This is a genomic window from Pseudonocardia sp. NPDC049154, assembly GCF_040648315.1.
Taxonomy (GTDB): domain Bacteria; phylum Actinomycetota; class Actinomycetes; order Mycobacteriales; family Pseudonocardiaceae; genus Pseudonocardia.
Genome location: NZ_JBEZDN010000001.1, coordinates 63,063 through 90,040 on the forward strand (window position 1 = coordinate 63,063; position 26,978 = coordinate 90,040).

Here is a 26,978-nt window from a genome sequence, read left to right on the forward strand (position 1 = left end):
GGGGACCGATCAACAGGTGTCGAGCAGGTGTGCGCCCTGGTCGAGCAGGACGCGGACCCGGGGCTCGCCCGCGGGCGAGAGCGGCAGCAGCGGCGGTCGGACGTGGGCGGAGGCAATCCGCCCGTGCCGCTGGAGGACCCACTTGGCCGGGGCCGGGTTGGTCTCCACGAACAGCAGGTCGACCAGCGGATGCAAGCCGTAGTGCAGCTCGCGGGCCCTCTCCTGGTCGCCTGCTTCCCAGGCCTGGTACATCTGCGCGACCGCGACCGGGGCGAGGTTGGCGACGGCACTGATGAACCCCGCCCCGCCCAGGGCGAGCAGCGGCAGCCCGAGCAGCTCGATCCCGGACCAGACGAGCAGCTCTCCGCCGCACAGATGAAGCACGCGGGAGAAGTGCTCGAAGTCCTTCGTCGTCTCCTTGATCCCGACCAGGTTGTCGTGCTCGGCGAACAGCCGCGCGACCGTCTCCGGCGCGACGTCCACCGCCGTCCGGGAGGGCACGTTGTAGATCACGATCGGCAGGTCCGGGAACTCGCGGGCGATCGTCGCATACCACGTGACCAGCGCGTCCTGGGTCGGACGGGCGTAGTACGGGGTGATCACCAGCGCGGCGTCCGCACCCGCGTCCCGCGCCGCCCCGGTGATCTCCAGCGTCTCGTCCAGCTTCGCCGAACCGGTACCGGGCAGGAAGGGGACGGCGTCGTCCACCTCCTCGGCCACCGCGCGGATCGCGGCGATCCGCTCCGCGACGGTCTGGGCTGCCGGCTCCCCGGTCGAGCCCCCGATCGAGACGCCGTGCGAGCCGGACTCCAGCTGCCAGCGGACGAGCCGCCGCAAGGAGTCGAGGTCGAGGTCCCCGTCATCGGTGAACGGCGTGATCACCGGTGCGATCGACCCCCGGATCCGTGCCGGGTCGCTGCGGAACTTCACCGGACACCGCCCACGAGCACTCGCGCCACCGCCAGATCGGACAGCCCCATCCCCATCCCCTTGAACACCGTGCAGCGCGGCCGCTCCGGCCGCGTGACCTTGCCGACGACGACGTCGGCGAGCGAGTGCACGGCCGCCCAGTCCTCGCCGTAGAACTCCCGCAGCTCACGCGAGCCGCGCCGCGCGTTGGGCTCGCTGTCGACGACGGTCAGCGCCGACGTCGCGAGCACGTCCGACTCGAACTCCGCGTTGCCGGGCAGGATCGCGCCGACCGCGTTGAGGTGCGCTCCGGGAGCCAGGTGGCCGGCGCGGAGGAAGGGTTCGGTCGCGCGGGTGATCAGTGTGACGATCGGGCAGTCGGTGGTTGCGGCGGCCACGTCCGGCGCCACGACTGCATCGAGCCCCAGCTGCGCTCGCACCTGGTCGGCCAGCGCCTCCGCCTTCTCCCGCGTGCGGTTCCACACCCGGACCCGACGCAGCTCCCGAACCATGGACACGCTCTCCACCTGCCGGAACGCCTGGCGTCCCGCGCCGAGCACGGCGAGCTCGTCGGCCGCGGGATCGGCGAGGAACCGGGTGGCGATCCCCGAGATCGCCGCGGTGCGCAACGCACCCGCCGCGCCCGCCTCGGCCACACCGAGGGTGCGTCCGTCCGTGGCCGAGAAGAGTGTCATCAGCGCGCTCGCCCCGGCCGGGGTGTTCACCCACGTCTTGAACAGCGCCAGATCGGACTCCAGATCCACCGCGCCGAGGGCGTGGGCGCTGCCCGCCGTCGGTTCGGCAGGCCAGGTCGCCATCGTCTTGTCGATGTTCCAGGCGCCGCCACGGGACTCGTGTCTGAGCACCTCGGTCAGCGAGTCGATGACCTCCTGCACCCCGATCTCCGCCCGGACCTCCTGTTCGGACCAGACCCTCATCGTGCTCCTCCCACCTCGGCCGCGACCGGCTCGTCGACGACCCCGTGGCGCAGCACGCCCACCCCGTGGACCTCGACCTCCAGCCGGTCACCGGGCCGCAGGAACCGAGGTGGCCGTCGGCGCAGGCCGATGCCCCTCGGCGTCCCGGTCGCGATGACGTCGCCCGCGCGAAGCGGTGTGAAGGTGCTGACGTAGGCCACCAGCCGCGGGACGCCGAAAACCAGGTTCGCGGTGGTGTCGTCCTGGGCCTGCTCGCCGTTGAGCCGGGTGGTCACCCGCCACGGCCCTCGGCCGATCTCGTCCAACGTCGTCAGCCAGGGGCCGAGGGCCCCGCTGCCCGCCCAGTTCTTGCCCGCCGTGGCCTGCACCGAGTGCGCCTGCCAGTCCCGGACGCTGTTCTCGGCCATGCAGGTCACGCCAGCGACGTGCGACCAGGCCTGGTCCTCGGCGATCCGTCGCCCCGATCGGCCGATCACGATCGCGGCCTCGCCCTCCCAGTCCAGGCTCTCCTCACCCGCGGGTCGAACGACCGGGGTGCCCGCGCCCACGACGGAGTCCGGGAACCGCGTGAACAACGTGGGCTGCGCCGGCACCTCCCGACCGGACTCGCGGGCGTGCGCGGCGTAGTTCATGCCGACGCAGAGAATCTTGGCGTCCTCGCGCATCGGAGGCTCCCAGGTGACCTGGTCGACTGGGATCCGCTCGTCCGCGGGCTGTGCGCCGACGGGATCACCGAGGAGAGCCTCGAACGACGAGATCCGGGGATCGAGCCGCGCGACGACCTCGCCCTCGACCACGCCGAACGCGGAGGCGCCGCTGGGCAGGCGATAACGCGCCAGCCTCACGGCGCGGTCACCGGGGCCCGCAGGCCGGCCTTCTCCAGCCGGGGCAGGACGTCGCGGACGAAGTCGGCGATGCCGGCGTCGTAGTCCACCCAGGTCAACAGCGCGCCGTCGATGCCCGCGACGCTGAGCATCTCCAGCCGCTCCGCGATCGTCTCCGCAGTGCCGACGAGTGGGAAGCCGCCCGCGCCCGCGGCGAACCGCTGCCGCATCGTCGCCAGGATCTCCGGTGGCATGAGCTGGGTGTTCGCGCCCTGCAGGCGCATCCAGGCGTCGACGCTCTCGGTGTCCTCGTACTCGACCGAGAACCGCCGCAGGTAGGCCTCGGCCGCGGCCTGGTCGTCGCGCTGGACGACCACCGTGTGGGTCCAGACCTGCACCTCGCGGCCGAAGTCCTCGCGGGCTATGCGCTTGTAATCCGTGACCTGCTTGCGCACCCCCGCCTCGTCCTCGGACTGCACGATCACGAAGCACAGGTCGGCGTGCTCGGCAGCGAACCGCATACCACGCGGCGACCCGCCGGCGTTCATGATCGGAATCCGGAGCTGTGCCGGCTTGGGCAGCGAGACCCCACCCACGACGTCGAAGAACCGGCCATGGAAGTCGAACTCCTCGGTCTCCGACCACAGCCGCCGGATCACCTCGAGCCACTCCTGCAGGTGGTCGTAGCGCTCGTCGTGCTCACGCAGCGGCGCGCCGAACATCTCCAACTCCGGCTTGTTCCACCCGCCGACGACGTTGAGTGCGAAGCGCCCGCCAGAGATGAGATCCACTGTGGCCGCCTGCTTGGCGGCGACGATCGGATGCACCGTCGGGGCGTGGGAGGTCGCAAAGACCCCGATCCGCTCCGTTGCCGCGGCGATCCCCGCGGCCCACGTGAACGGATCCATCACGGCCCCGGACGAATGCTGCGGCCGATTCTCCGGGTAGCCCTTCCACCGCGCGAAGGGGACCACCGCCTCGAATCCCGCCGCGTCCGCCGCTCGGGCGGTGCGGAGCGAGAAATCCCAGCTCGCAGTGTGCGCCTCGGGGACCAGGGTCTGGGAGGCACCACGCCCGTTCGTGCAGAACAACCCCAGCTTGAGGGCATTGTCGCCCAGCAGCGGATTCATCGGCGAACCTCCTCGTCCGGCATGGCGACGACACTAGGAAGTCCGAGCGTCATCAGTCCAAGACGAACTTTCCGAGGAGGTCATAAAGGCTCGCCTATACCGGCGGACCGAGCTGCATCTGTCGTGTGGGCGCAAGCTCGCCGGCACTGCGTCGCTTCGGCACCGACCTCGAACCGGCACGCGACGGCGGCGGCGAATGAGGCGCCGACAATCCACCGGCGAGGACTGGCCGCCGTGGGAATCGCTAACGGCCGCGACGAGGCGCACGCGCTCGACCTGCGCGCGGTGCTGACAGTGCCGACTGCCGGCCCGGACACCCACCGCAGGCTGCGCGACCGAGCGCTGCTCGCCCTCGGGTGCAACGCCGCCCGGGCCGCGACCAGGCCCCTGGACTGGCTGCGCGCTGCGCGTAGCACGGCGAATCCCGAGCGGGCCGGCGTCTCGGCGTATCGACCGGCCGGACATCGTGCACGACAGTCGCGCTCGCCGTACGCGGTCGGAGGTGACCATCCGTGCCGGCCGACGCGCTGCGACCTTCTCCGACTACGTGCTCCTCCCTGCGGCCGGGTTCGCCGCCGAGTCATCTCGCGCCGGCGCCTCCCTGCTCGACCCCACTACCCGAGGCCGCTGGCCCGCGGCTCGCAGGAGCTGTTTCGCACCACCGGCCAGTGGCGGCACAACGCCGCCGCCGACCTCGACTTGACAAGCCTGGCTGAATAGCGACACCCCCGGAAACACCGAGAAGAAGGATCATCGAAGTCTGCTGATGGCTTCGGCAAAGTCCTCCATCGCCGGCTCGGGGACGGTGATGTAACGGATCCCGAGTTCAGCACGTATTCGCTCCAGATCTTCCACCAGCTGGCCCGGGGGGCCGACCAGCACCGTCGGAACGTCAGCGAGTTCCTCCTCGGACGAGGTGACGTCGAAGCGACGGAGTGCAGCGGCGGCTTCGCGGCGGGATCCGCTGAGCGCCACAGCGTGGATCAACAGGTTCAGCTCGGGAGGTGTCCGGCGGCCCTCTGCGTGTCGCTGGACGTGCCGGACCCGGTGCGTCAGCTCGCCGTACGGGAGCAGGCGAAGACGCCCTGGGCGGCTGCCCTCAGCGGCGCCGCTGAGGGCAACGGTGTCGGCCTGCCGGGCGGCGAACCGGAGGACACGATCCCCGTTGCCCGCGATGGTCAGCGGCACGCAGGCTTGCCGGGGCCGCGGGAGGTGCTCGGGATCGGCGAGGAGCCGGCGTACCTCGAGCGTCGTCCGCTCGAGATGGTCGACGCGCTCGCGGGCGGTTCCCCAGCGCAGGTCGGCCGCGTCGAACTCGTCCTTGACGTAGCCAGCGCCGAGGGCCGCGTCGAGCCGCCCGTCGGTCAGCTGGTCGGTCGTGGCCAGATCACGAGCGAGCAAGGCCGGGCCGTAGAAGGCGGTGTTCAGCACGAACACCGACAGCCGCGGCCGCGTGGTCACGGCCGCTGCCGCCACCAGGGCGGGAAACGGCGCGGGCATGCCGAGGTGATCGGCGACCGAGATGACGTCGTACCCGAGATCCTCGGCCCGACGGCACCGTTCCTGCCATGTGACGCGGTCGGACGGGCTGAGCAGGTTGATTCCGAACCGGAGCCGACTCACCCGACTGCTCCCCGTTGCTCCTCGATGTAGGTACCGGACTGTCTTCGTGTCCTGACAAGGTCCGCCAGGTCGAGCTCACGTAGGGCCTGACGGACGACCGCCCGAGCTACACCGTGTTCATCGGCCAGCCGTCGTTCGGAGGGCAGTCGCTCCCCGGGCTCGCCATTTCGGACGCGGGTGCGGAGCCGCTCGAGCAGCTCTGCCGACTCAGGTTCGGTGGATGGCATAGACGGAGTTCTCCTTGTCGGCGGTGACGAAGACGGTGCCGTCGTCCGTGACCGCTACTCCTCCGGATCGAGGGTGGGGGCCCTCGAGGTAGCCGACGGCGAGGCCCTCGGCGAGGGTGGTCGGTGCGCCGCCTCCGGGCTCGAGCCGGAGCACCCGCCCGTCGGCGTCGAGCACGATCATCGCTCCGTCGGGCGCCACGGCCACACTTCTTGGCGCGCCGAGCTGGTCGGCGATCATCGTGGTTGCCCCGGTCTGGGGCTCCACGCCGAGGAGCCGACCCCCGGTTGCGTCGGTGGCAAGGACTCGGCCGTCGCCGGCCAGGGCAAGACCGGTCGGGGCGCCGAGGTTCTCCGCGAGTGTGCGCGGTGTGGTGTCGTCGACCCGGATGAGGCGGCCTGTCTCCGGCTCGGCGACGACGAGGGCCCCGTCGTTCAGCTCCAGCGCGTCGCTCGGCTCCAAGAAGCCTTCGACGTGCCGTAGGGGTTCGCCTGGGGTGTCGAGGACCTGGACCGCGCCGATCAGTGCGGAGGTGAGCACCAGGTGATCGTCGTGAACGCTGATACCTGAGGGGAACTGGATCTCCGTGGCGAGCCGTCGTGCGAGCTCACGGACCTCCCCTGTGGCGGGGTCGATGGTTCGGAGCGCGGTGTTGTCGGCGACGAAGACCGCGTTAGTCCCGGCGGCGATGTCGGTGGGGAAGGCCAGTGGACTCTGCGTAACGACCCGCTTGGCGCCGTCGGCGAGGTTCACGTCGAGCACGCTGCTGTCGGCCATGTTGCTGACGTAGGCGTGGTCGTCGGGTCCGATGACCATGTTGTCGTCGGCGGCGGGGAGCGTCGCGACGGTTTGCTTCGCGCCGGTGGCCGGGTCGACGCGGATCAGCTCACCGGTGGCGCCGTCGAGGACGTAAAGCCGGTCCAGTGAGTCGAACCGTACCGAGACGGGCTGGGTGAAGCCGGTGGCAATCTCGGCCGTGGTACCCGTCTCGGGGTCGATGCGGATCACAGCCTTGCGTTTTCCGACCGGTGCGTAGATCTGCCCGTCGGGGCCGAAGGCGAAGGCGTTGGGTTGGCCGATGTCCCGGGCGACCAGGCGCTTCGGGGCGGCCCCTGTGGGGTCGATCTCCCAGAGCGCGTCGCCGAAGAACGTCTGTCCGACGAACAGTCGCCGGTGCGCGCGGTCGAAGGCGATCGAGTTGACGCCGGGGAGGTCGCCGGCGACGGTGCGGACGGTCCCGTCGGCCCCTCGGGTCTCGACGGTGCCCTGGAGCGGATCGGTCCACAGGACGTCTCCCGCCGAGTTCAGGACGACGTCGTCGGATCGTCCGTCCGGACTGGGGACCAGGGGCGTCGCGGCACCGGTCCGTGGATCGATCTCGGAGATCGTCTCGCCGGCGAGGTTCGCCGCGCCGATTCGGCCGTCAGGGCGGAGGGTGAGGCCGTTGATGGAGTGCAGGGTGCTTCCCGTGACGACCTCGTCGAGGCGGAAGCCGGCGGCGGCCCGTGGCCCGCCGGGGCCAGCGGCCGGGCTCGGGTCGGAGGTGCACGCGGCGAGCGCGAGGAGTGCGGCGAGGGTCAGGGCGGGTGTCACGCGACGTCGGGTGGGCACCGATTCGTCCTTTCCAGGGTGGGGCTGGGGTGTGCAGGCGGGCGGCGCGGTGGACGATGAGGCTGATCGCCGGCCCTCCGGGGTCGCCGCCGCGCTCCGCGGAGGGGTGGGGGTTCATCGGGCCAGCTGGGCCGAACTCGCGTAGATGCTCTTGAACTCGAGGTAGTTGTCGAGGGCCTCGGGGCCGAGCTCGCGGCCGATGCCGCTGGCCTTCATCCCGCCGAAGGGCGCGCCGAGGTCCTGCAGGTAGTAGTTCACGCCGATCGTCCCGGTGCGGACCCGGCGCGCGACGGTCAGTCCGCGCTCCTCATCGGTGGTCCAGACCGAGCCGCCGAGGCCGTACTCAGTGTCGTTGGCAAGGCGGACGGCCTCGTCGTCGCCGTCGTACGGCGTGATCGTGATGACCGGGCCGAAGATCTCCTCCTGGGCGATGCGCTCGGCGTTGTCGACGTCGGCGAACACGGTCGGCTCCACGAACCATCCGCGGTCCAGCCCGGCGGGGCGACCACCGCCGCAGACGAGCCGTGCCGCGCTGTTGCGGCCGAGGTCGATGTAGCCGAGGACGCGGTCGAGCTGCGCCTGACTCGCCATCGGCCCACAGGTCACCGCAGGGTCGAGCGGGTCGCCGACGGTCATCGAGCGGGCGAAGCCGGCGACCGCGTCGACGATCTCGTCGTAGCAGGATCGCGGCGCGAGGATCCGGGACTGGACCGTGCAGGTCTGGCCGTTGTTCTGGAACGACGCGTCCCCGAGCCCGGCGACGAAGGTATCGAGGTCGGCGTCGTCGAGGACGACCGCGGCGGACTTGCCGCCGAGTTCCAGGGTGCAACGGCGGATGAGCCGTCCGCACTCGGCGCCGATCAGCCGGCCCGCCGCGGTGGAGCCCGTGAAGGCGATCTTGTCGACCAGCGGGTGCGAGACGAGGGCTGCGCCGGCCTCGCGCCCGGCCATCACGATGTTCAGCACGCCCGGCGGCAGGCCGGCCTCGATCGCGGCGTCGCCGAGGACGTAGCCGTCCAGCGCCGTCTCCGGTGAGGGCTTGAGCACGACCGTGCAGCCCGCTGCGAGGGCCGGGGCGACCTTCATCATCGCCAGGACCTGCGGGTAGTTCCAGGGTGTGATCGCGCCGACGACGCCCACCGGTTCGCGGCGCACGACGGTCGATCCGGAGGGGCTGGGCCGCACGGACTCCAGAGGCAGCGCCTCGATCAGGTCCGCGTACATCTGCAGGAGCCCGGCGGGGGCGGCACCGTTGAAGGCGTTCGACAGCCCGATCGGCATTCCGTTCTCGCGGCTGACGAGGGTGGAGGTGGCCTCGGCCCGGGCGGCGAGGGCGTCGGCGAAGCGGCGCATCACGGCGGCGCGTTCGGTGGTGGTGGTCCGTCCCCACGTTCCCTCGTCGAGGGCGCGGCGGGCGGCGCGGACGGCGGCGTCGATGTCGGCGGCGGTGCCGAGCGCCGCGGTGCCGAGCGGCACTTCGGTCGCAGCTTCCACGGCCACGTGCGTGTCCGTGCCGCGCGGTTCGACCCAGTGCCCGTCGATGAAGAAGCGGGTGCGGTCCAGCTCGGTTCCTGGCTGGGTGGTGACGGTCATCGTCGCTCCTTGGTGTCGGTGGCCGGTGTCGGTTGGCTGGTGTCGTCTGTCTGGTGTTAGTCGGCCGGCGGCCCGATGACCTGTCGCTGGTGCAGACCGCCGATCTCGGCGGAGGTGAGCCCGAGGACCTCGGTGAGGACCTCGGCGGTGTCCCGCCCCAGCTCGGGGACGCGGCCCGCCGGTCCGTGGTCACCGTCCAACCGCAGCGGGGACCGGGCGGTGAGCGCGGGCTCACCCGTCGGCAGTGCGATGTCGGCCAGCACCGGGTGACGCCCGGCACGGTGGGCGGCCACGACCTCCGGCATGCCCCGGTAGCGGCCCCACAGCACCCGTGCGGCGTCGAGCTCCTTGCCCACCTGTTCGACGTCGCGCGCCGCGAACCAGGGGCGGATGATCGCGGCGATCGTCTCCCGCAGCCGGTAGCGCTCGGCCTCGTCGTCCAGGTCCGCGCCGAGCGCCTCGGCGAGCGCACCGAACACCTCACCTGTGCCGGTGACCTGCTGAAGTGCCGCCCACTGGCCCTCGGTGAGCGCGACGACCATGACCCGCGACCCGTCGCGGCACTCCACGTCGACGCCGAAGCTGCCGTAGACGTGGTTGCCGTGGCGGGGTCGTTCGCGGCCGCGGTCGGCGGCCTCGGACAGCCAACCGAGATTGGCAACGCCGGCGAGCGCGACGTCGGCGAGCGCGAGTTCGAGAAAGCGGCCCAGGCCGGTCCGCTCGCGCTCGTGCAGTGCGGCGAGCACCCCCGCGGCGACCGCCATCCCGGCGGCCAGGTCCCACGCAGGGAACACGTGGTTGACCGGCGTCGCGAGGCCCTCGGGCCCGGTGATCGACGGGACGCCGACCTCGGCGTTGACGGTGTAGTCGACCGCGGGGCGTCCATCGGGATGCCCCTGTAGGCGTAGGTGGATCAGGTCAGCACGGCGCTCACGCAGGCGATCCGGGGACATCCAGTGCCGTCCGACGACGTTGTCGACGAGGATGCCGCGGCCGGGTCCGGGGGCGGCGATGAGGGCGAGCACCAGTTCCCGTCCTTCTTCGGAGCGCAGGTCGACGGCGACGGACCGTTTGCCGGTGTTCAGCGAAGCCCAGTAGTAGCTCGCCCCGCTCGGCGCGACCGGCCAACGATGCTGGTCACTGCCGCCGCGCAGCGGGTCGATCCGAACGACGTCCGCGCCCAGCTGGGCGAGGGTCATGCCGCCGGTCGGCCCGGCGACGAAGCTCGCGCATTCGACGACGTGCAGATCGGCCAGCGGGCGGGTCATCGGGTCCCCCGCTCGGGCCGGAACCGGACCTCGGCGGCGCCACCGGGGCCGAGAACGGGGAGTACGGCCTCGCCGACGCGCAGCGTGGCAGGGTCGGCGTCGACGATGTTGGTGACGAGCCGGGGTCCCTCGGCTAGCTCGACGACGGCGACCGTGTAGGGCGGCTGGGGGGCGGGCGGCGGCAGGTAGGCCTTGTGGAAGACGCAGAAGGCCCAGATCGTTGCTCGCCCGGAAGCGGTCTCCCACGTGAACGACCCGGCTGTGTGGCAGCCGGGACATACCGAGCGGGGCGGGAACTGTGCCCGCCCGCAGGCGCAGCAGCGGGTGATCCTCAACTCGCCGCGCCGCAGCCCGTCCAGGTGGCGCTCGAGGCGGACGGTGGTCGGCTCGGGCTGCACGAAGTTCACAGCTCCTTTCCGTAGATCACCGAGGTGACGACCGGTGACGAGCAGGACCACTGGACAAGCGATGCCCCTTCGACCTGCCGCGGGCCGCACTCGCCGCGCAGTTGGCGGACGGCCTCGACGCTCAGCCCCCAGCCCTGCATGTAGCTCTCGGAGAGGTGGCCGCCGGAGGTGTTGATCGGCAGCTCGCCGCCGAGGCCGATCCGGCCGCCCTGGATGAACCGGCCTGACTCCCCCACCGGGCAGTAGCCGAGCCCCTCCAGGGTGAACAGCACGTTGGGGCTGAAGTTGTCGTAGATCATCAGGGCGTCCACGTCGGCACGGTCGCGGCCCGCGGCGGCGAGGGCGCGCAAGCCCACGGTCGACAGCGCGTCCGCCCAGAAGTCGTCCGGTGGGAAGTCGGACTCCACGAGCTGCCCGGCCTGGGCCGCGCCCAGCACGTAGACCGGAGGGCGTGGGTGATCCGCCGCTGCCTCGGGAACGGTGAGGATCATGGCCGCGCCGCCGTCGTTGATCAGACAGTAGTCGAGCAGGTGCATCGGCTCGACGATGAACGGCGAGGCGAGGTAGTCCTCCAGCGAGATCGGCTTGCGCATCACGGCGTTGGGGTTGAGGCGGGCGTGGTCGCGGAAGGTCATCGCGATCGTGGCGAGCTGCTCCTCGGAGGTGCCGTAGCGCGCCCGGTGGCGTTGCAGCATCATCGCGTAGAACGCGCCGGGCGAGGTCATCCCGTAGGGCAGGACCAGCGACGCCGAGGTGCCGTATCCCTCGCCGGCGCCGCCGTAGGTGGCGCGGGCCGAGGCACCGTCGTTGCCGTAGACCAGCGCCACCGTGCGGCACTGCCCGGTGGCCAGCGCGGCCAGGGCGGTGTGCACGGCCACCCCGCTCATCCGGCCCTCGGGGGGCAGATGGGTGACCCAGCGGGGCTGGATGCCGTGATCGGCGGCGATCGCTTCGTAGCTGCTCACCCGGCTGGTGATGAGTCCGTCGACGTCGGCCGCCGTCAGGCCGGCGTCGGCGAGGGCCTCGCGCAGCGCCCAGCCGCCGAGGTCGTCGGCGGACAGACCGGGCAGCCTGCCGAAGGTGGTGGTGCCGACGCCGACGACGGCGGCGCGCAGCGCGGCGGTCATGACGGTCCTCCGGTGGTGGGGATCAGGACGGCGCGGCCGACGACGCGGCGCTCGTCGAGGTCGGTGAAGGCGCGCCCGATGTCGTCGAGGGGGTAGCGGGTGACCAGCGGGATGATCCGCCCGTCGGCGACCATCCCCAGCGCGTCGACGAACGTCGACATCAATGTCGAGCCCGAGCCGGCGAGGGTCGCGTCCTTGGCGAAGAGGAACGCCGGGTGCAGCCGCAGCGGCTGCGAGGCGACCTGGCCGGTCAGGACGTAGCGGCCACGGTCAGCGAGGCCGCGGAAGGCCTGGGAGAACACGTCCGGGTGTCCGGTGTTGTCCAGCACGACGTCGGCGCCGCGCCCTTCGGTCGCCTCGAGAATGGATTGCCACGCCATGCTCCCGCCGATCACGACGGCGTCGGCGCCGAGGTCGCGCAGCCGGTCGGCCTTGCCGGGGTCGCCGGTGAGCGCCACGACCCGGGCGCCGAGCGCGGCCGCGACCTGCACCCCGTGCAGGCCCAGGCCGCCGCCCGCACCGGTGACCAGCACGGTTTCGCCTGCGCGGAGCCGGGCGGCACCTCGCAGGGCCTGCAGTCCGGTCCCCACCGCACACGCAACGACGGCGGCGCTGGTGAGATCCACGTGCTCGGGCACGGGCAGCAGGCTGGACTCGCGCAGGGCGGCGTACTCGGCGAATCCGCCGTAGGTGAAGGCGCGCTCCGGGCAGCGCAGCTCGTCGGCGCCGGTGCAGCAGGCGCACCGCCCGCAGGTCGCGAACTGCTTGCCGGCGACCCGGTCGCCGGGGGCGAAGCGGGTCGTCGCCTCGCCGGTCTCCACGACGAACCCGGCGATCTCGTGGCCGAGCACCGCGGGCAGGGGGATCCGGAGCAGCCCGGCCCGGTCGGCCTGGTCGTGCCCGCACAGCCCGCAGGCGGCGACCCGTACGAGGACCTCGCCGGGTCCTGGGCGGGGGCGGGCGATCTCCTCGACGCCCACGACGTCCGGCCCCCCGGTGTGCCTCAGCACGGCGGCGCGCACGCGATCACCTTGCCCGGGTTGAGAATCCCCTGCGGGTCCAGCGCCTGTTTCACCGCGGCGTGCATCGCCAGGACGGGCTCGGGCAGTTCCCTTCGCAGCCCCGCTCGCTTGAGCAGGCCCACGCCGTGCTCGCCGGTCACCGTGCCACCGAGGACGAGCGCGGCGTCGAGGATTTCGTCGAACGCAATCTCTGCGCGGGCCCGTGCCACCTCGTCGCCGGCCGGGACCACGAGCACCGGGTGCAGGTTGCCGTCTCCGGCGTGGGCGACGGTGGCGATCTGGACCGTGTGTCGCCGCCCGATCATCTGGATCTGGTCGAGCATGGCTGGTACTGCGCTGCGGGGGACGCAGATGTCCTCGGTGAGCAGCGGCCCCAGTCGTTCGAGGGCCGGGTAGGCCAGCCGTCGGGCGGCGAACAGGGCGTCGGCCTCGGCTGCGTCGGAGGACGCGGCCGCCCAGGTCGCGCCGGCGTCGGTGAAGCAGCGCAGCAGCGCCTCGGCCTCCTGCTCGCCCGCCTCCCCGGGTGCGTCCGTGCGGGCGAGCAGCACGGCGTCGGCCTCGGCGGACAGACCCATGTTCTTCCACTCGTCGACCGCGACGAGGGTGGCGCGATCGATCAGTTCCAGGGCCGACGGGGTCAACCCGGTCGCGGCGACCCCGGCGACGGCACGCCCTGCCGCAGTGAGGGCCGGGAAGTACCCGGCGACGGTGCGCTCCGGCGGGCGAGCGGGCCGCAGCCGGACGGTGACCTCGGTGATGACCCCGAACGTGCCCTCCGACCCGACCATCAGACCGGTGAGGTCGTAGCCGGCGACGCCCTTCGCGGTCCGCCGCCCGATCCGGACGAGCTCGCCGGTCCCGGTCACGACCTGCAGCCCCAGGACGTAGTCCCGGGTCACGCCGTACTTCACGCAGCAGAGCCCGCCGGCGTTGGTGGCGACGTTCCCGCCGATCGTCGACCAGGGCGCGCTCGCCGGGTCCGGCGGGTACCACAGGCCGTGCTCCGCACAGGCGGCGCGCAGGTCGTCGTTGACGACCCCGGGCTCGACGACGGCGAGCCGCTCGGCGACGTCGATCTCGCGGATCGTGGTCATCTGCTCGGTGCTCAGGACCACGCAGCCGTCGAGGGCGTTCGCGCCGCCGGACAGCCCGGTCCCGGCGCCGCGGGGGACGACCGGGGCGCCGTGGTGCAGGCAGGCGCGGACCACCTGCTGTACCTCCTCTGCGGTGCGCGGGCGCACCACGCAGGCCGGGCGACCGTGCTCGGCCCAGGCCGCCTCGTCGTGCCGGTAGGCGGCGAGCACGTCGAGGTCGTCGAGGATCCGGTCCTCCGGCAGCACCCGGTGCAGGACCTCGACCACCGTGGCGGTCAACACGGCTCCCCCACCGGGGCGGCCGAGCGGAAGCGCGCGAGCGCATCTGCGAGCGCGGTGCGGTAGCGGACGACGTTGCCCATCTTGACCTCCTCGTAGCCGCGGACGAGGTCCGGCAGGCTCACGATCTCGACGGCGAGCGCGTGGTTGTCGGGGCGGACCGAGCGGGCTAGTTCGTCGAGCACCTCCCGGTACTCGGTGACCAGCGCGCGCTCGGTCCGGCGGACCGTGGCGGCACCGAACGGGTCGAGGACGGTCCCCCGCAGGCGCCGCGCAGCCACGAGCGCCCGGAACGCGGGTCGGAACCAGGGCCCGAGCTCGAGCTTGCGGCGCATCCCCAGCGCCCGCAGGAACGGTGGGTGAAGCCGGTAGGCGATCCGGGCGTCCGCGCCGAACCGGGCCCGGGTCTCGCGTTCCTGGGCCGGGTCGAGGGACAGCCGCGCCACCTCGTACTCGTCCTTGTAGGCCATGAGCTTGTGCAGGTGGTGGGCCGCGGCCTCGGTGAGCTCCGAGGAGCCCGGCACGGCGGCGGCCTCCGCGCGGCGCAGCCGAGCGAGGTCGGCGACATAGCGGCGGGCGTAGGCCAGATCCTGGTAGGCGACGAGGTCGGGGACCCGGATCGCCAACAGCCGGGCGAGCTCGGAGCCCGGCTCGGCGCCGACGCGCTCGATCAGGGACCGGACCTCCACGGGGGGCTCGGCCAGGGGTTCGGGCTCACCGCGCAGCACCCGGATGGTGGCGTCGAACCCGGCGCGGTCGGCGACGAACTGCCTTCCGCGGCGGAAGGCCTGCACGTTGGTGTCGGCCTTCGTGCCGTTGAGGGCGATCGCCTCCTCGATGGCGGCCGCCGGGATCGGGAGTGCGCCGGCCTGCAGGGCGACGCCGGTGAGCAGCAGGTTCGCGTACTGGTCCTGACCGAAGAGGGTCTCGGAGAGGGCGCGGGCGTCGAGTGCGTGCAGCCTGGCGGGGTCGGTCGCCGCGCCGATGCGATCGAGCAGCTCGGCCGGGTCGGGGAACCCGACGGTGGTGTCGGTGACCATCGCGCCAGTGGGCACCTGGCCGGTGGAGACGACGGCGACGCTGCGACCGGCGGCGGCCACCGCAAGCTGACGGGGGTCTGCGGCGACGAGGATGTCGGCGCCGAGGTAGAGGTCGCACGTCCCCGCCGTGGCCTTGTTGGCGGCGGTGTCGCCGACCCGGACGTCGGAGACGACCGCGCCGCCCTTCTGGGCCAGCCCGGTCTGGTCCAGGGCGCGCACCGGCAGACCGGCGATCGTGGCCGCGGTGCTGAGGATCTGCGACAGGGTGACCACCCCGGAGCCGCCGACCCCGGTGATCCGGGCGGTGAACCGGTCCGCGGTGACGACCGGCTCGGGTTCGGACAGCTCGGCGCCGATCGGCGCGGCCCGGCGCACGGCGCCGACGGCCCGGCCGGGCAGGACGGTCAGGAAGGACGGGCAGTCACCGTCGAGGCAGGAGAAGTCCTTGTTGCAGGAGGACTGGTCGATCCGGGTCTTGCGGCCGAACTCGGTCGCGACGGGCTGGACGGACAGACAGTTGGACTTCGCCCCGCAGTCCCCGCACCCTTCGCAGACCCGCTCGTTGATCACGATCCGCTGCGGTGGCCCCGGTGCGAGGCCTCGCTTGCGCTTGCGGCGCAGCTCCGTGGCGCACTCCTGGTCGTGGATCAGCAGGGTGACGCCCTCGGTGCGGGCGAGCGTGTCCTGCGCCTCGGTCAGCCGGTCGCGGGACCAGACCTCCACCCCAGGGGCCAGGCCGGCACGTCGGTACCGTCGCGGGTCCTCGGTGGTGATGATGATGCGGCGGACGCCCTCGCTGCGCATCGCATGGGTGATCTGCGGGATCGTCATGACACCGGCGGGCTGCTGGCCGCCGGTCATGGCGACGGCGGAGTTGTAGAGCAGCTTGTAGGTGATGTTCACGCCGCCCGCGACCGCGGCGCGGACCGCGAGGCTGCCGGAGTGGTGGAAGGTGCCGTCGCCGATGTTCTGCAGGAGGTGCTTCCGGTTCAGGAACGGCGCCATCCCGACCCACTGGGCGCCCTCGCCGCCCATCTGGGTCAGGCCGGTGATCTCGCCCGTAGTGCCGGTGTCCATCATCAGCACGAGGCTGTGGCAGCCGATGCCGGCGCCGACGAGCGAGCCGTCCGGGGTACGGGTCGACGAGTTGTGCGGGCACCCGGAACAGAAGTACGGGGTGCGGGTGGCCAGCGGGAGGTCGATGCGGTTCCGCGGCAGACGGCGGGCCTCGACCCACGCGTCGACGGAGGGGAAGTCCCCGTGCTCGGACAGCCGGCGGGCCAGGGCCGCGGCAATGCCGTCGGGATCGAGCTCGCCGTCCGCCGGGAGCAGTGCGGTGCCGTCCGGGCCGCGCTTGCCGTGAACGGCCGGGGCGGCCGACGTGCCGTAGAGCTGCGCCTTGAGCGCGGCCTCGACGAAGGATCGCTTCTCCTCCACCACGACGATCTCACGCAGGCCCGCGGCGAACCGTGTCACGATGCCCGGCTCCAGCGGATGGACCAGACCCAGCTGCAGCAGGCGCACCCCGCGACGGCCGAGCTCGGCGTCGTCGAGGCCGAGCAGGCGCAGCGCCTCGCGCAGGTCGAGGAAGGTCTTCCCGGCCGCGACGATCCCGATTCGGTCGTCCGGACCGCTGAGCACAATGCGGTTGAGCGGGTTCGCGGCGGCGTAGCGGCGGGCCAGCTCCAGGCGGGCGCCGTCGCGGCTGCGCTCGAGGCGGCCGAGGTCGGGTTGCAGCATCCGGGCAGTCAGCTCGTGGGCGAAGGGCCGCCCGTCGATCTCGGTGTCCGGGAGCGTCGGCACGATCCGCTCCGGGTGCACCTGGGCGGTGCCGGTCCCGTCGGCGACATTGGTGGCGATCTTGAACCCGACCCACAGCCCGCTGATCCGGGACAGCGCGACCGCGTGCAGGCCGAGGTCGAGCACCTCCTGCGGATCGGCCGGGTAGAGCACCGGCATGCCGAGGTCGGCGAGCAGCGGCTCCGAGCAGCCCGGCACGGTGGACGACTTCGCCGCAGGATCGTCGCCGACGAGCGCCACCGCCCCGCCGGCACGGCTGGTGCCCATCAACGTGTTGTGGCGCAGCGCGTCCGAGGCCCGGTCCAGGCCCGGTGACTTGCCGTACCAGTAGCCGGTCACGCCGTCGACGCGGCGGTCGGCGGAGCGGGCGGTGAGCTGAGCGCCCTGGACCGCGGTGGCGGCGAGCTCCTCGTTCACCCCGGGCCGGAAGACGACGTCGTGCTCGGCGAGCAGCGCGGCCTGTCTGCCGAGCTCGAGGTCGTACCCGCCCAGCGGCGATCCCTCGTACCCCGAGACGAAGGCAGCGGTGTGCAGCCCGGCTCGGCGGTCGGCGCGGCGGGCGTCGAGCGGCAGCCGGGCGAGGGCCTGGACGCCGGTAAGGTGGACGAGCCCGTCGACGACGCGGTAGCGGTCGTCGAGGGCCCGCGCGAGCGTGGCGCGGTCGGTCACGTGGTGGTTCCTTCGTTCGCGGGGGCGCGGGGGGGTCGACGCGGTCTTCAGGTCCGCGCAGGGGTCGCGACCAGTACGGGCGCGAGCAGACGGAGCTGGTCGAGGATCCGTTCCGAGACGTCCGCGGCGGCGGTGAGCGGGTGCACGGCGACGTGGTCGGCCCCGGCCGCGAGATGCTTGCGGACACGGGCGCCCACGGCCTCCGCGTCCCCCCACGCGACGAGGTCGTCGACCAGGCGGTCGCTCCCGTGACCGGCGAGATCGCCCTCCGGGTAGCCGAGCGCATGCAGGTGCGCGACGTAGTTGCGCAGCCGCAGCCGGGTGGCGACGTGCGCACGTGCGATCGCGCGTGCGGTGGCCGGATCGGGATCGACCACGACGGCCTGCTCCACCCCGAGGAAGGCCGCCGGGCCGATCCGGTCACGCATCGCGGTGGTGTGCGAGGGCGGCGCGAAGAAGGTCAGTCCTCCGTCTGCGCGGTCGCGGGCGAGCTCCTGCATCCGCGGGCGCAGGGCGGCCACCACCCGTGGAACGGCCACGCCGGGCACGGGTCCACGGTAGGGGTGGGTGTCGAGGGCGTCGAGGTATTCCCGCAGCGCGGTGAGCGGACGGTGATGGCCCTGACCGCGCCCCGCCTCGGCGTGGCTCGCTCCGAGGCCGAGGACGAACCTGCCTGGGTAGGCCTCACCGAGGGTCTGGGCGGCCGCGTCGGTCGCTGTGGCGTCGCGGCCCCAGATCGTCGCGATCCCGGTGCCGACGACCATCCGGGCGGTACCCGCGAGCAGCAGGCCCGCGTGGGTGAAGACCTCCTTGTGCGCCGGGGATTCGCCGATCCACAGGCTGCGGTAGCCGAGCTTCTCGATCTCCCGCACCACGCCGAGGGCGTCGGCCGCGGGGAGCTCTGCCAGCGCGGCGAGCCACACCCCGGACGGGCCAACCCGGGCGGCCACCTCGCGCCCCGCCGTCACGACGCCACCGGCCCGAACTCGGGCAGCGCGACACCGTCTCCCAGCTCCCGGAACGACACGGCTACGGCGCCGCCGATCCCCGGGTCGTCGGCGCCGCTCCAGGTCGTCGTCAGCCGCGGACCGCTGTCGAGCCGCACCTGCACGACGACGTAGGGCACGGCGTCCCCGGCGAAGTACGACTTGTGGAACCGCACCCAGGAGTTCACCCGGCCGGTGCCGGGATCGGTCACCCAGCCCACGTCGGTCCCGAAGTCTCGCGGGCAGACCGGTCCGGGCGGCCAGAAGTTGTGCCCGCAGGTGCGGCAGGCCGGGATGCGCAGCTCTCCGCGGGCGGCGCCGTCGAGATGCTCGACGTCCTCGGGATAGCGGACGGGGAGGGGTCGGGGGCTGCTCACGAGGAGATCACCGGTCCTTCTCGAAGATCACGGAATCGCCGAAGGGGGTCGCCCACTGGACGACCTCGCATCGCTCGACCTGGCGTTCCCCGGCTTCGCCACGGATCTGGCGGACCGCCTCGACCATGTGCCCCCAGCCGCAGAGGTGGGCCTCGGCGAGCAGCCCGCCCGCGGTGTTGATCGGGAGCTCGCCACCGAGCTCGATGCGCCCGCCCTGGATCCAGTCCAGAGCCTCGCCCTCGCCCGTGAAACCGAAGCGCTCCAGCACGAACACGACGTTCGGGGAGAAGGCGTCGTAGAGGGTCAGCACGTCGACGTCGCTGGGCCCGGAGAGTCCGGCCATGCCGTAGACGGGATTGTCGGCGGGGGTGACCGGGTGGCGTGCGTCGCCCTGGGAGAAGACGCCGAGACCGGGTGGGGCGAAGATGAACTCGTCGTGCCCGGCGTGCAGGCCCTGCATTCCGCCGATGATCACCGCCGGGTGGCGCAGGTCGCGCGCGCGTTCCACGGTGGTCACGAGCAGCGCGCCGCCGCCGTCGCTGAGCAACGCGAAGTCCGGGCGGCGCAGCGGCTCGACGATGTAGGGCTGTGCCCGGTAGTCCTCGAGCTCGAGCGGTGTGATCATCTGGGCGTCGGGGTTGAGCCGGGCGTGGCGGCGGGCGGCAAGCGGAACAGCGGCGATCAGCTCGGGGTCGGCACGGTAGCGGGCGCAGTACTTGGCGAAGGCCATTGCCGCGCCCCCGCCCGGGGCGGTCATCCCGTACTGCGGGAACTCGCCGTGCGAGCCGCCGCCCTGCCGCAGGCCCTCCACGTCCCCGGGGCCCCCGACGATGCCCAGGCCGGAGAACGACACCCCGCCCACGCATGCGGCGACCTCGGCGGTACCCAGGGCGACCGCCTGCACCGCGGCCTGCAGCGCGGGCCCCACGAAGCGGCCGTGGCTCCAGGTCTGCAGGGCCGCGCGCAGGCGCAGGCCGAACGCCTCGGCCATCCGGTCGTAGTCCACGGCGAGGGGGAACCCGACGTTGGTGAACAGCCCGTCGACGTCGTCGCGGTGCAGCCCGGCGTCGTCGAGTGCCAGCCGCAGCGCCTCCGCCGAGAAGTCGAGGGCGCTGCGCCGGGAGACCCGGGCGACCTCGGTCCGGCCGATACCGACGACTGCGACCTGCCGCAGCGGTCCGAGCGGCATGGCGCGCTCCTTTCGAACGAGGGTGGTCAGAGCAGGGCGTGCGCGTTGGCCGGGCTGCCGACCCCGCGTGGGAGCGGCAGCACCCCGGAGACCAGTAGGAACTCGTGGTTGCTCCGTGCGCGGCACCGTTGCGCGAGGCCGGCAAGGTGCCACAGCTCGCCCAGCGGCATGCCCTGCAACGCGATCAGCCGCCGGTGCAGGAAGCCCTTGGCGCGGTCCACCGGGAACACCTCGACGCCGACGTTGTCCATCGCCACCGCGGCGAACTCGTGGTCCCACAGATAACCGGCCATGTCCTTCGTGGACTCCAGCCCGGGGCAGGCGAAGCCCGAGCCGATGGTGCCGCGCAGTCGGGCGCGGTGCTCGGCGGGCAGCGCCCGGTACCACTCGGTCCAGCCGGTACGCACGACCAACACGTCGCCCGAGGCGAACGTGGTCCCCTGTGCCGCGGCGACCTCGTCGAGCAGCGCGGTGGTGATCTCGACCGGTTCGTCGGGCGCGAGTGGGGTGCCGCGGGCAGCCAGATGGTCGGCGACGTCGATCAGCACGCCGCGGCCCCCGACACCGTGCTCGGCCCACCGGTCGATGCCGAGGACGTCGGAGGTGGCGAGGTCGTGCTCGGTGCGGCCGCCCCAGTACCCGTGCCGACCCGCGTTGATGTGCCGCAGCCCGTCCCACTGCGAGGAACCCTGCAGGTAGAACTCGTCGAGCCGGTCGTCGTGTCCCGCTGCGGTGTCCTCGACGACGTGGCGATAGCAGCTCCGCTCGTCGAACAACCCCGGGTCGGGCTCGTCGAGCGGCAGGGTGAGCGAGACCATCTCGCCGCTGCGGACGGTATGCGCGGCGGCGAGGCGCTGTTCGGGGCCGATCAGGTTGAGGGTGCCGATCTCGTCCGCGCGGCCCCATACGTCCCAGGCGTGGTGCTCGTCGCGGTCGGGCAGCGTCGGCAGGTCGGCGAAGGCGGGTGTCCGTCGGGTGGTCTCGGTTGTGTCCGGGGCCGTGCTCGTCGGGCCGCTCATCCGGCGTCCTCGAGCATCTCGCGCAGCCTGAGCTTGGACACCTTCCCGGTGTCGGTCTGCGGGACCGCGGCGGCGTCGAGGACGACGAAGCGGCTGGGCACCTTGTAGCTCGCCGCCCGCGAGCGGACGTAGCTGGTCAGCCGCTCCGGCAGGTCGGGGCCCGCCTCCGCGGTGCCGTCCGGCACCACGACGCAGGCCATCTCCTGGTCGCCGTCCGGTGTCGTCAGGCCGATCACGTAGGCCTGGTCGACCTCGGCGTGCTCGGACAGGATGCCCTCGACCTCGACCGGGGCCACGTTGATGCCCTTGATCTTGAGCATCTCCTTCCAGCGGCCCCCGAACACCAGGCGGCCGTCGACGTCGATGAGACCCAGGTCGCCGGTGCGGAACCAGCCGTCCACGGAGCGGGTGCCGGCGTTGATGGTGTCGCCACCGAGGTATCCGTCGATCACGCAGCCGCTGATCTCGATCTCGCCACTGGTGCCTGGTGGGCACTGCACCCCCGACGCGTCGACGATCCGGATCTGCTGGGTGGGCAGGACCCGGCCCTGGGTGTGCAGCCGCACGTCCAGGGGGTCGTGGGCGTCGGTCATCGTGACGAAGCCGTAGGACTCGGTCAGCCCGTAGGCGCTGCACGCCTCGCTGATGCCGAGGCCTTCGATGGCCAACCGCTTGTCCTCGGCGTTGAACCCGACCGGGCCGGTGCGCAGCGAGGAGATGTCGCGGCTGCCGAAGCTCGGTGCCGCGAGCAGGGCTCGTACTGCCGTCGCCAGCCCGTAGGACACCGTGCACCGCTCCCGCTCGATGAACTCCAGCGCCGCGTCACCCTCGACCTTTTCCTGGATGCACAGCGTGGTGGCGTGGGCCAGCGAGACGGGCAGCGCATTGCACGCGCCGTAACCGAAGAACAGCGGCATCGCGAACCACAATCGGTCGCCCGGCCGCAGGTGCATGCACTCACCCATGGCGCGACCGTTGCGCAGCAGCTTGCCGTGCTCGAGCGGGACCGGCTTGGGCAGCGCGGTGCTTCCGCTGGTGTAGAGGATCATCGCCACGTCGTCGGCGGTGGCCACCGACGCGGGCGGCGACGACGGGTCCAGGCCCGGCGGGAACCGCTCGGCGGCAGGCCAGAGGACCGCGCCCAGGTAGTCTCCGCCGCGGGCGGCGTCGAACGTCTCGCCGTGGCCGGCCGCGGCGAGTTCGGCGAGCATGTCCTTGCCGAACACCTCCGCATCGGTCACCACGACCCGCAGATCGGCCGTGTCGATAAGGTGCGCGAGCTCGCTGGAGCGGTACCAGGTGTTGATCGGCACTGCCACGAGCCCGGCACGCTGCGCGCCCAGCATGGTGACCAACCACCTGATCCCGTTGGGGAGAAGGATGCCGACCCGCTGGCCCGGCTGCAGCCCGGCCGCGGCGAGGGCACCCGCGAGATCGTCGACCCGGGCAGCCAGCGCCGCGAACGTGAGGCGTCCTTCGGGCGCGACGACCGCCTCACGGTCGCCGTGGCGGGCAGCGAGGTCGGCCACCGCGGCCGGGAAGGTGTCGAGAGGAGTGGTGGGCACGCCCATGCCTGCCGCGGTGACCGATGCGGTGCTCACGCCCGTCCTCCTGTCGTCTCGATGTGCTGGGGAGTGACGACCACGTCCGCGCGGACGAGGGTTCCGGTCGCCGGGTCGGCGTACTCGACGAGCTCGATACCGTCGCGGTGGTGGCACCATTGACCGCGCTCGGCCAGCCGCGACGCCGCGGGACTGCGGTGGACCGCCAGCTCGCCCTCCCGCGACCAGCCTCGGCGCTCGGCCCGCTGGTGGACCCGTTCGGCCTCGGTCGCGGCGGTGTCGGGCCGGCCCGTCGGGTCGAGCACGACACCGTACGAGGTCCGGGCTGCTGCGACGGTGACCGCGCCGGTGGCGACGTCGTCGGCGACCCGCGCGGGATCGCGCTCCAGCGGGTCTCCGTAGCCTCCACCGCCGCCCACGTGCAGGTGGACGACATCACCGGGAGCGACCGGGAGCCCGAACTGCTTGCCCTCCAGTTGGCGGGCGGGGGCGGCGAGCTCCTCCAGAGAACTGGGGATCACGCCCGCGTCGAGCGCGGCGTCGGCCCGGGCCCCGTTGACGAGGGCGGCGCCGCTGCTCGAACCCGGGTAGCCGCCGAAGACGCCGGTGGGCGGGACCTGCCAGCAGGCTGCCATGACCGCTTCCTGGCCGCCCGTGGTGTACCAGGGCAGGAAGGCAAGATCGATACCGGTGCCACCGCGGGTGCGACCCGGCCCGCCGGAGTCGGGGTTGAGACGGCGCCACAGGTAGAGCACCGGGTAGGCGAGCTCGTTGACCTCGATGTCCGGGATGCTGTTCTGGGGCTGGGCGAGCACGCCGCTGACATCCATGCCGTCGGCCACCGCCTGGGCTCCGGCGCCGCTGCCACCGCCGTTCATGTCGGGGAAGGGCACCAGCCGGCCCTGCTCGTCCGGGGCGTAGAAGAAGCTGGCGCTCCACGAGTCCTGCCAGGGCGCCATCACGTGATCGCGCACGAACGCGTTGTCGCTGGCTGCCTGCAGGTCGGCGAGCAGCCGGGTCACGAGCTTCCCGATCCGGAAACCGGTCTCGATGTGGCCGGCGCCCATCGGTGCGGGCAAGCGCGCGTCGCATATGGTGCCCGGTGCGGTGACCACCTCGATGGGGCGAAGGGTGCCCTGGTTGATCGGGAGGTCGGGCAGCAGCGTGATCAGCAGCGGCGACACGACGGCACCGAGGGTGGTCGCCGCGCTGACGTTGATGAAGCCGTCGGTCTGCGGCGCCGATTCCCTCAGGTCGAAGCGCAGCGCATCGTCGGACACCGTCAGTGTGCAGCGCACCGGGTACAGCGCGTCGGTGTGCCCGTTGTGCTCGGCGAACTCCTCGGCGGTGTAGGTGCCGTTGGGCAGGTCCGCGATGCGGCGGCGGACCGCCTGCTCCGCCAGGTCCTTGGCAGCCTCGATGTAGCAGCGGAAGGTGTCCAGGCCGTAGCGGTCGATCAGGCCTCGCAGCCGCTCGTCGCAGCGGTGGCAGGCGGCCATGAAGCAACGGATGTCGTTGAGCACCAGGTCCGGGACGCGGATGTTGGTCTCGATCAGCCGCCAGACGTCCTCGACCGGGCGGCCCTGGTCGACGATCTTGATTCCCGGCAGGCGCAGGCCCTCGCCGTAGGCCTCGGTGCCGATCGGGTTCATGCCGCCGGGTGCGAAACCGCCGAAGTCGTTGACGTGGGCCTCGGCCCAGCACCAGGCCATGAGCTCGTCGCCCGCGAAGATCGGCCGAACCACGCCGACGTCCACCGCGTGTGCGTTGCCGGTGGTGAACGGGTCGTTGCAGACGAACATGTCCCCGGGCCGGATCTGTTCGCGGGGATAGGTCGCGAGGATGTGGCGGACGGCCTGGCGGGCGGCGCCGAGGTACATGGTGATGAAGCCCGCGTAGCTGATGATGTCGCCGTCGGCGTCGGCGATGAAGGTCGAGAAGTCGAAGGCCTCGGCGATGGCCGGGCTGCCGGAGGCCCGCATCATCACCGTGCCCATCTCGGCGGCGAGGTTGTCCAGTGCCTTCGACAGGATCTCGACGTCGACAGGGTCGATGGTGCTGGTGGTGGTCATGCGGCGTCCTCGCTCGCGGGTGCGGTCCCGACATCGGTCAGCAGGTAGTTGCCGTGCCCGTCGAGCTGCAGTTCCCAGTCTGCGGGCAGGGTGATGGTGGTCAGGGGGTGTTCGAGGACGGCCGGGCCCGCGAGCCGACCACCCACCGGAAGCGTGATTGCGTCGTAAACGTCGATATCGGTGTCCTGGCCGCCGAGGTGGACGCGACGGGCCCCTACCGGGGTCGGGACGCTGTCGTCGTCGGGGCGCGGCGCGATCTCCGCGGCCTGCACCCGGCCAGTAGCGACGACCCGGACGGACATGAGCACCACGGGGCTGCCTACCCAGGCGGTCCCCGCGCCGTACTCGGCCTCGTACAGGTCGGCGAACCGGTCCTGGATGTCGGTGAGGTCCGCGGAGACGCGGCCGGTGTCCGCGGGGTCCCGCCGGCGCGGGATCGGCACCCGCAGCTCCCACTGCTGGCCGGCGAACTTGAAGTCCCCCTGCCACTCCACGTCGATCCGGTCCTCGGGATGGCCGGCGGCGCGTAGGGCGGTGACCAGCTCCTCGTCCAGCTCCCGGAGGGCGGCCACGACGTCGTCGGCGCTGCCGGCCTGCCACATCGCCGATCGCGCCCGGCTGCGGACGTCGTCGCTGGCCAGCAGGCCCCGGGCTGAGAAGACCGCGGCGTCCGCGGGGATCACGACCCGCCGGATGCCCACCGAGCGGGCGATGTCGGCGGCGAAGGTGCCCAGAGCACCCCCGAAAGCCACCATCGCGAATCGTCGTGGATCGTGGCCGCGTTCGACGGTGACGGCCCGGACGGCGTTGCTCATGTCCGCGATCACCATCCTGTGCACCGCGGTGGCGGCCCCGACGGCGTCCGTCCCGAGGGGCTTGCCGATCTCGCGTTCGAGGGCCTCTCGGGCCGCGTCGACGTCGAGTCCGCGGCGACCACCCAGGAAGGCTCGCGGCGCGAGCAGCCCCAGCGCCGCCGACGCATCGGTGACCGTGGGGCGGATCCCGCCCTTGCCGTAGCAGATCGGGCCCGGCTCGGCTCCGGCACTGTGCGGGCCGGCCTGCGGGACGCCTCGGGCGTCGATCCAGGCGATGCTCCCGCCCCCGGTGCCGATCGGCATCACGTCGATCTTGGGCAGCGCCGTCAGGAACCGCTCCCCCAGCATCACCCGCTGAGTCACCTGCGGTGTGGCGTTCTGCAGCACCGACACGTCGAACGAGGTACCGCCCATGTCCGCGGTGACGATGTCGGACAGAGCCAGCCGGGTGGCGAGCGAGCGCGCCCCGATGACCCCGCCCGCGGGGCCCGAGTCGACGAGGGTGATCGGGCGGGTCCGCGCCTCGTCCGCCGAGACCGTGCCCCCGAAGCCCTGCATGAACGCGACCGGCACGCGCAGCCCGCGCGCGGTCAGCTCCTGCTCGATGCGGCCGGTGTACTCGGCGACCCGGACACCGGTGAAGGAGTTGAGGACCGTCGTCATCGTGCGCTCGTACTCGCGGATCACCGGATGCAGCCGCGACGAGACGGACAGGAACAGCTCGGGGTGCTCCGCCTCGACGATCGCTGCGATCATCTCCTCGTGGGTCGGGTTCGCGAAGCTCCAGAGCAGCGACACCGCGATCGAGTCGACGCCGGCATGTACCAGATCTTCGACCGCGCGGCGCGCTTCCGCCTCGGTGAGCGGAACGATCGCCCTGCCCTTGCGGTCGACCCGCTCGGTGACCTCCACGACGTGCTTGCGCGACACCACCTGCGGCAGGCTCAGCTGCTTGTGGTGATCACGATGGGCGTTGCGGGCCGAACGGGCGATCAGGAGGTTGTCCCCGAAGCCCTTGGTCGTGATCAGACCCACCGTCGCGCCACGCAGCTCGGCGATCGAGTTGGTCACCACCGTGGTGCCGTTGACGAACCGGGTCGTCGCCGCGAGCACGTCGGCCAGGGGCCGGCCGATCCGGTCGGCGAGGTTCTCCAGTCCCTGCAGCAGGCCGACAGCGAGGTCCGACGGCGTGGTGTCGGCCTTCTCGGAGTAGGAGCGACCGTCCGAAGCGATCGCAGCGACGTCGGTGAACGTCCCCCCGATGTCGCACCCGATCTGGTAAGTCACTGAGGAATACAACGTCGTTGGTCCTTCCTTGCCAGACAGGTATCGAGCGGCGCTACGGGCCTTCGTGCTCGAGTTGTCCGATGTTCGGTAAACCATATAGACGACACACTGT

The 26,978-nt window shown here is 72.2% G+C and carries 21 protein-coding genes; all 21 read right to left on the bottom strand.

From position 1 onward, the window contains the following. Positions 1–9 precede the first annotated feature (9 nt). The 21 genes from dapA to AB0B41_RS00430 all read right to left on the bottom strand — a co-directional run bounded on the left by dapA (position 10) and on the right by AB0B41_RS00430 (position 26,866). A complete protein-coding gene (gene dapA, locus AB0B41_RS00330; protein WP_358197286.1) occupies positions 10–930 on the bottom strand; it encodes a 4-hydroxy-tetrahydrodipicolinate synthase in 921 nt (306 codons plus the stop codon). Then, entirely contained in the window at positions 927–1,847 is a 921-nt protein-coding gene (locus tag AB0B41_RS00335; RefSeq protein ID WP_358197288.1) for an ornithine cyclodeaminase family protein, read from the bottom strand. The genes dapA and AB0B41_RS00335 overlap by 4 nt, the downstream gene beginning before the upstream one ends. Beyond that, positions 1,844–2,692 (bottom strand): fumarylacetoacetate hydrolase family protein, encoded by an 849-nt coding sequence (locus AB0B41_RS00340; protein ID WP_358197289.1) that lies wholly within the window; start codon positions 2,690–2,692, stop codon positions 1,844–1,846. Before AB0B41_RS00340 ends, AB0B41_RS00335 begins: the two co-directional genes overlap by 4 nt. Continuing rightward, positions 2,689–3,801, bottom strand: coding sequence for an LLM class flavin-dependent oxidoreductase (locus AB0B41_RS00345; RefSeq protein ID WP_358197290.1), 1,113 nt, complete (start codon positions 3,799–3,801; stop codon positions 2,689–2,691). The genes AB0B41_RS00340 and AB0B41_RS00345 overlap by 4 nt, the downstream gene beginning before the upstream one ends. 750 nt (positions 3,802–4,551) lie before the next feature. After that, positions 4,552–5,424 (bottom strand): TIGR03621 family F420-dependent LLM class oxidoreductase, encoded by an 873-nt coding sequence (locus AB0B41_RS00350; RefSeq protein ID WP_358197291.1) that lies wholly within the window; start codon positions 5,422–5,424, stop codon positions 4,552–4,554. Continuing rightward, complete coding sequence (locus AB0B41_RS00355; RefSeq protein WP_358197293.1) at positions 5,421–5,651, bottom strand: winged helix-turn-helix domain-containing protein; 231 nt, start codon at positions 5,649–5,651, stop codon at positions 5,421–5,423. Before AB0B41_RS00355 ends, AB0B41_RS00350 begins: the two co-directional genes overlap by 4 nt. Next, positions 5,632–7,260, bottom strand: a complete 1,629-nt coding sequence (locus AB0B41_RS00360) for a PQQ-binding-like beta-propeller repeat protein (RefSeq protein ID WP_358197294.1) — start codon at positions 7,258–7,260, stop codon at positions 5,632–5,634. Before AB0B41_RS00360 ends, AB0B41_RS00355 begins: the two co-directional genes overlap by 20 nt. Before the next feature lie 114 nt (positions 7,261–7,374). Continuing rightward, entirely contained in the window at positions 7,375–8,853 is a 1,479-nt protein-coding gene (locus tag AB0B41_RS00365; RefSeq protein WP_358197295.1) for an aldehyde dehydrogenase, read from the bottom strand. Positions 8,854–8,909: 56 nt separating this feature from the next. Next, positions 8,910–10,121, bottom strand: a complete 1,212-nt coding sequence (locus AB0B41_RS00370) for a CoA transferase (RefSeq protein WP_358197297.1) — start codon at positions 10,119–10,121, stop codon at positions 8,910–8,912. Next, complete coding sequence (locus tag AB0B41_RS00375) at positions 10,118–10,528, bottom strand: OB-fold domain-containing protein (protein WP_358197298.1); 411 nt, start codon at positions 10,526–10,528, stop codon at positions 10,118–10,120. Before AB0B41_RS00375 ends, AB0B41_RS00370 begins: the two co-directional genes overlap by 4 nt. Beyond that, entirely contained in the window at positions 10,525–11,655 is a 1,131-nt protein-coding gene (locus AB0B41_RS00380) for a thiolase family protein (protein ID WP_358197299.1), read from the bottom strand. Before AB0B41_RS00380 ends, AB0B41_RS00375 begins: the two co-directional genes overlap by 4 nt. Then, positions 11,652–12,677: a zinc-binding dehydrogenase gene (locus AB0B41_RS00385; protein ID WP_358197301.1), complete on the bottom strand. Its 1,026-nt coding sequence runs from the start codon at positions 12,675–12,677 to the stop codon at positions 11,652–11,654. The genes AB0B41_RS00380 and AB0B41_RS00385 overlap by 4 nt, the downstream gene beginning before the upstream one ends. Further along, the gene (locus AB0B41_RS00390; RefSeq protein WP_358197302.1) at positions 12,659–14,053 is read right to left on the bottom strand and encodes an FAD-linked oxidase C-terminal domain-containing protein; all 1,395 of its coding nucleotides are present in this window, start codon (positions 14,051–14,053) and stop codon (positions 12,659–12,661) included. The genes AB0B41_RS00385 and AB0B41_RS00390 overlap by 19 nt, the downstream gene beginning before the upstream one ends. After that, complete coding sequence (locus AB0B41_RS00395) at positions 14,047–17,559, bottom strand: indolepyruvate ferredoxin oxidoreductase family protein (protein ID WP_358197303.1); 3,513 nt, start codon at positions 17,557–17,559, stop codon at positions 14,047–14,049. The genes AB0B41_RS00390 and AB0B41_RS00395 overlap by 7 nt, the downstream gene beginning before the upstream one ends. A gap of 47 nt (positions 17,560–17,606) precedes the next feature. Next, positions 17,607–18,527, bottom strand: coding sequence for a TIGR03620 family F420-dependent LLM class oxidoreductase (locus AB0B41_RS00400; RefSeq protein ID WP_358197305.1), 921 nt, complete (start codon positions 18,525–18,527; stop codon positions 17,607–17,609). After that, a complete protein-coding gene (locus AB0B41_RS00405) occupies positions 18,524–18,922 on the bottom strand; it encodes an OB-fold domain-containing protein (protein WP_358197306.1) in 399 nt (132 codons plus the stop codon). The genes AB0B41_RS00400 and AB0B41_RS00405 overlap by 4 nt, the downstream gene beginning before the upstream one ends. A gap of 7 nt (positions 18,923–18,929) precedes the next feature. Beyond that, the gene (locus AB0B41_RS00410; RefSeq protein ID WP_358197307.1) at positions 18,930–20,111 is read right to left on the bottom strand and encodes a thiolase family protein; all 1,182 of its coding nucleotides are present in this window, start codon (positions 20,109–20,111) and stop codon (positions 18,930–18,932) included. A 26-nt stretch (positions 20,112–20,137) separates the two neighbouring features. Then, positions 20,138–21,130 (bottom strand): cyclase family protein, encoded by a 993-nt coding sequence (locus AB0B41_RS00415; RefSeq protein WP_358197308.1) that lies wholly within the window; start codon positions 21,128–21,130, stop codon positions 20,138–20,140. Beyond that, the gene (locus tag AB0B41_RS00420) at positions 21,127–22,731 is read right to left on the bottom strand and encodes a class I adenylate-forming enzyme family protein (RefSeq protein ID WP_358197310.1); all 1,605 of its coding nucleotides are present in this window, start codon (positions 22,729–22,731) and stop codon (positions 21,127–21,129) included. The genes AB0B41_RS00415 and AB0B41_RS00420 overlap by 4 nt, the downstream gene beginning before the upstream one ends. After that, complete coding sequence (locus tag AB0B41_RS00425) at positions 22,728–24,764, bottom strand: hydantoinase B/oxoprolinase family protein (RefSeq protein ID WP_358197311.1); 2,037 nt, start codon at positions 24,762–24,764, stop codon at positions 22,728–22,730. The genes AB0B41_RS00420 and AB0B41_RS00425 overlap by 4 nt, the downstream gene beginning before the upstream one ends. Further along, entirely contained in the window at positions 24,761–26,866 is a 2,106-nt protein-coding gene (locus tag AB0B41_RS00430) for a hydantoinase/oxoprolinase family protein (RefSeq protein WP_358197312.1), read from the bottom strand. The genes AB0B41_RS00425 and AB0B41_RS00430 overlap by 4 nt, the downstream gene beginning before the upstream one ends. Positions 26,867–26,978 lie beyond the last annotated feature (112 nt).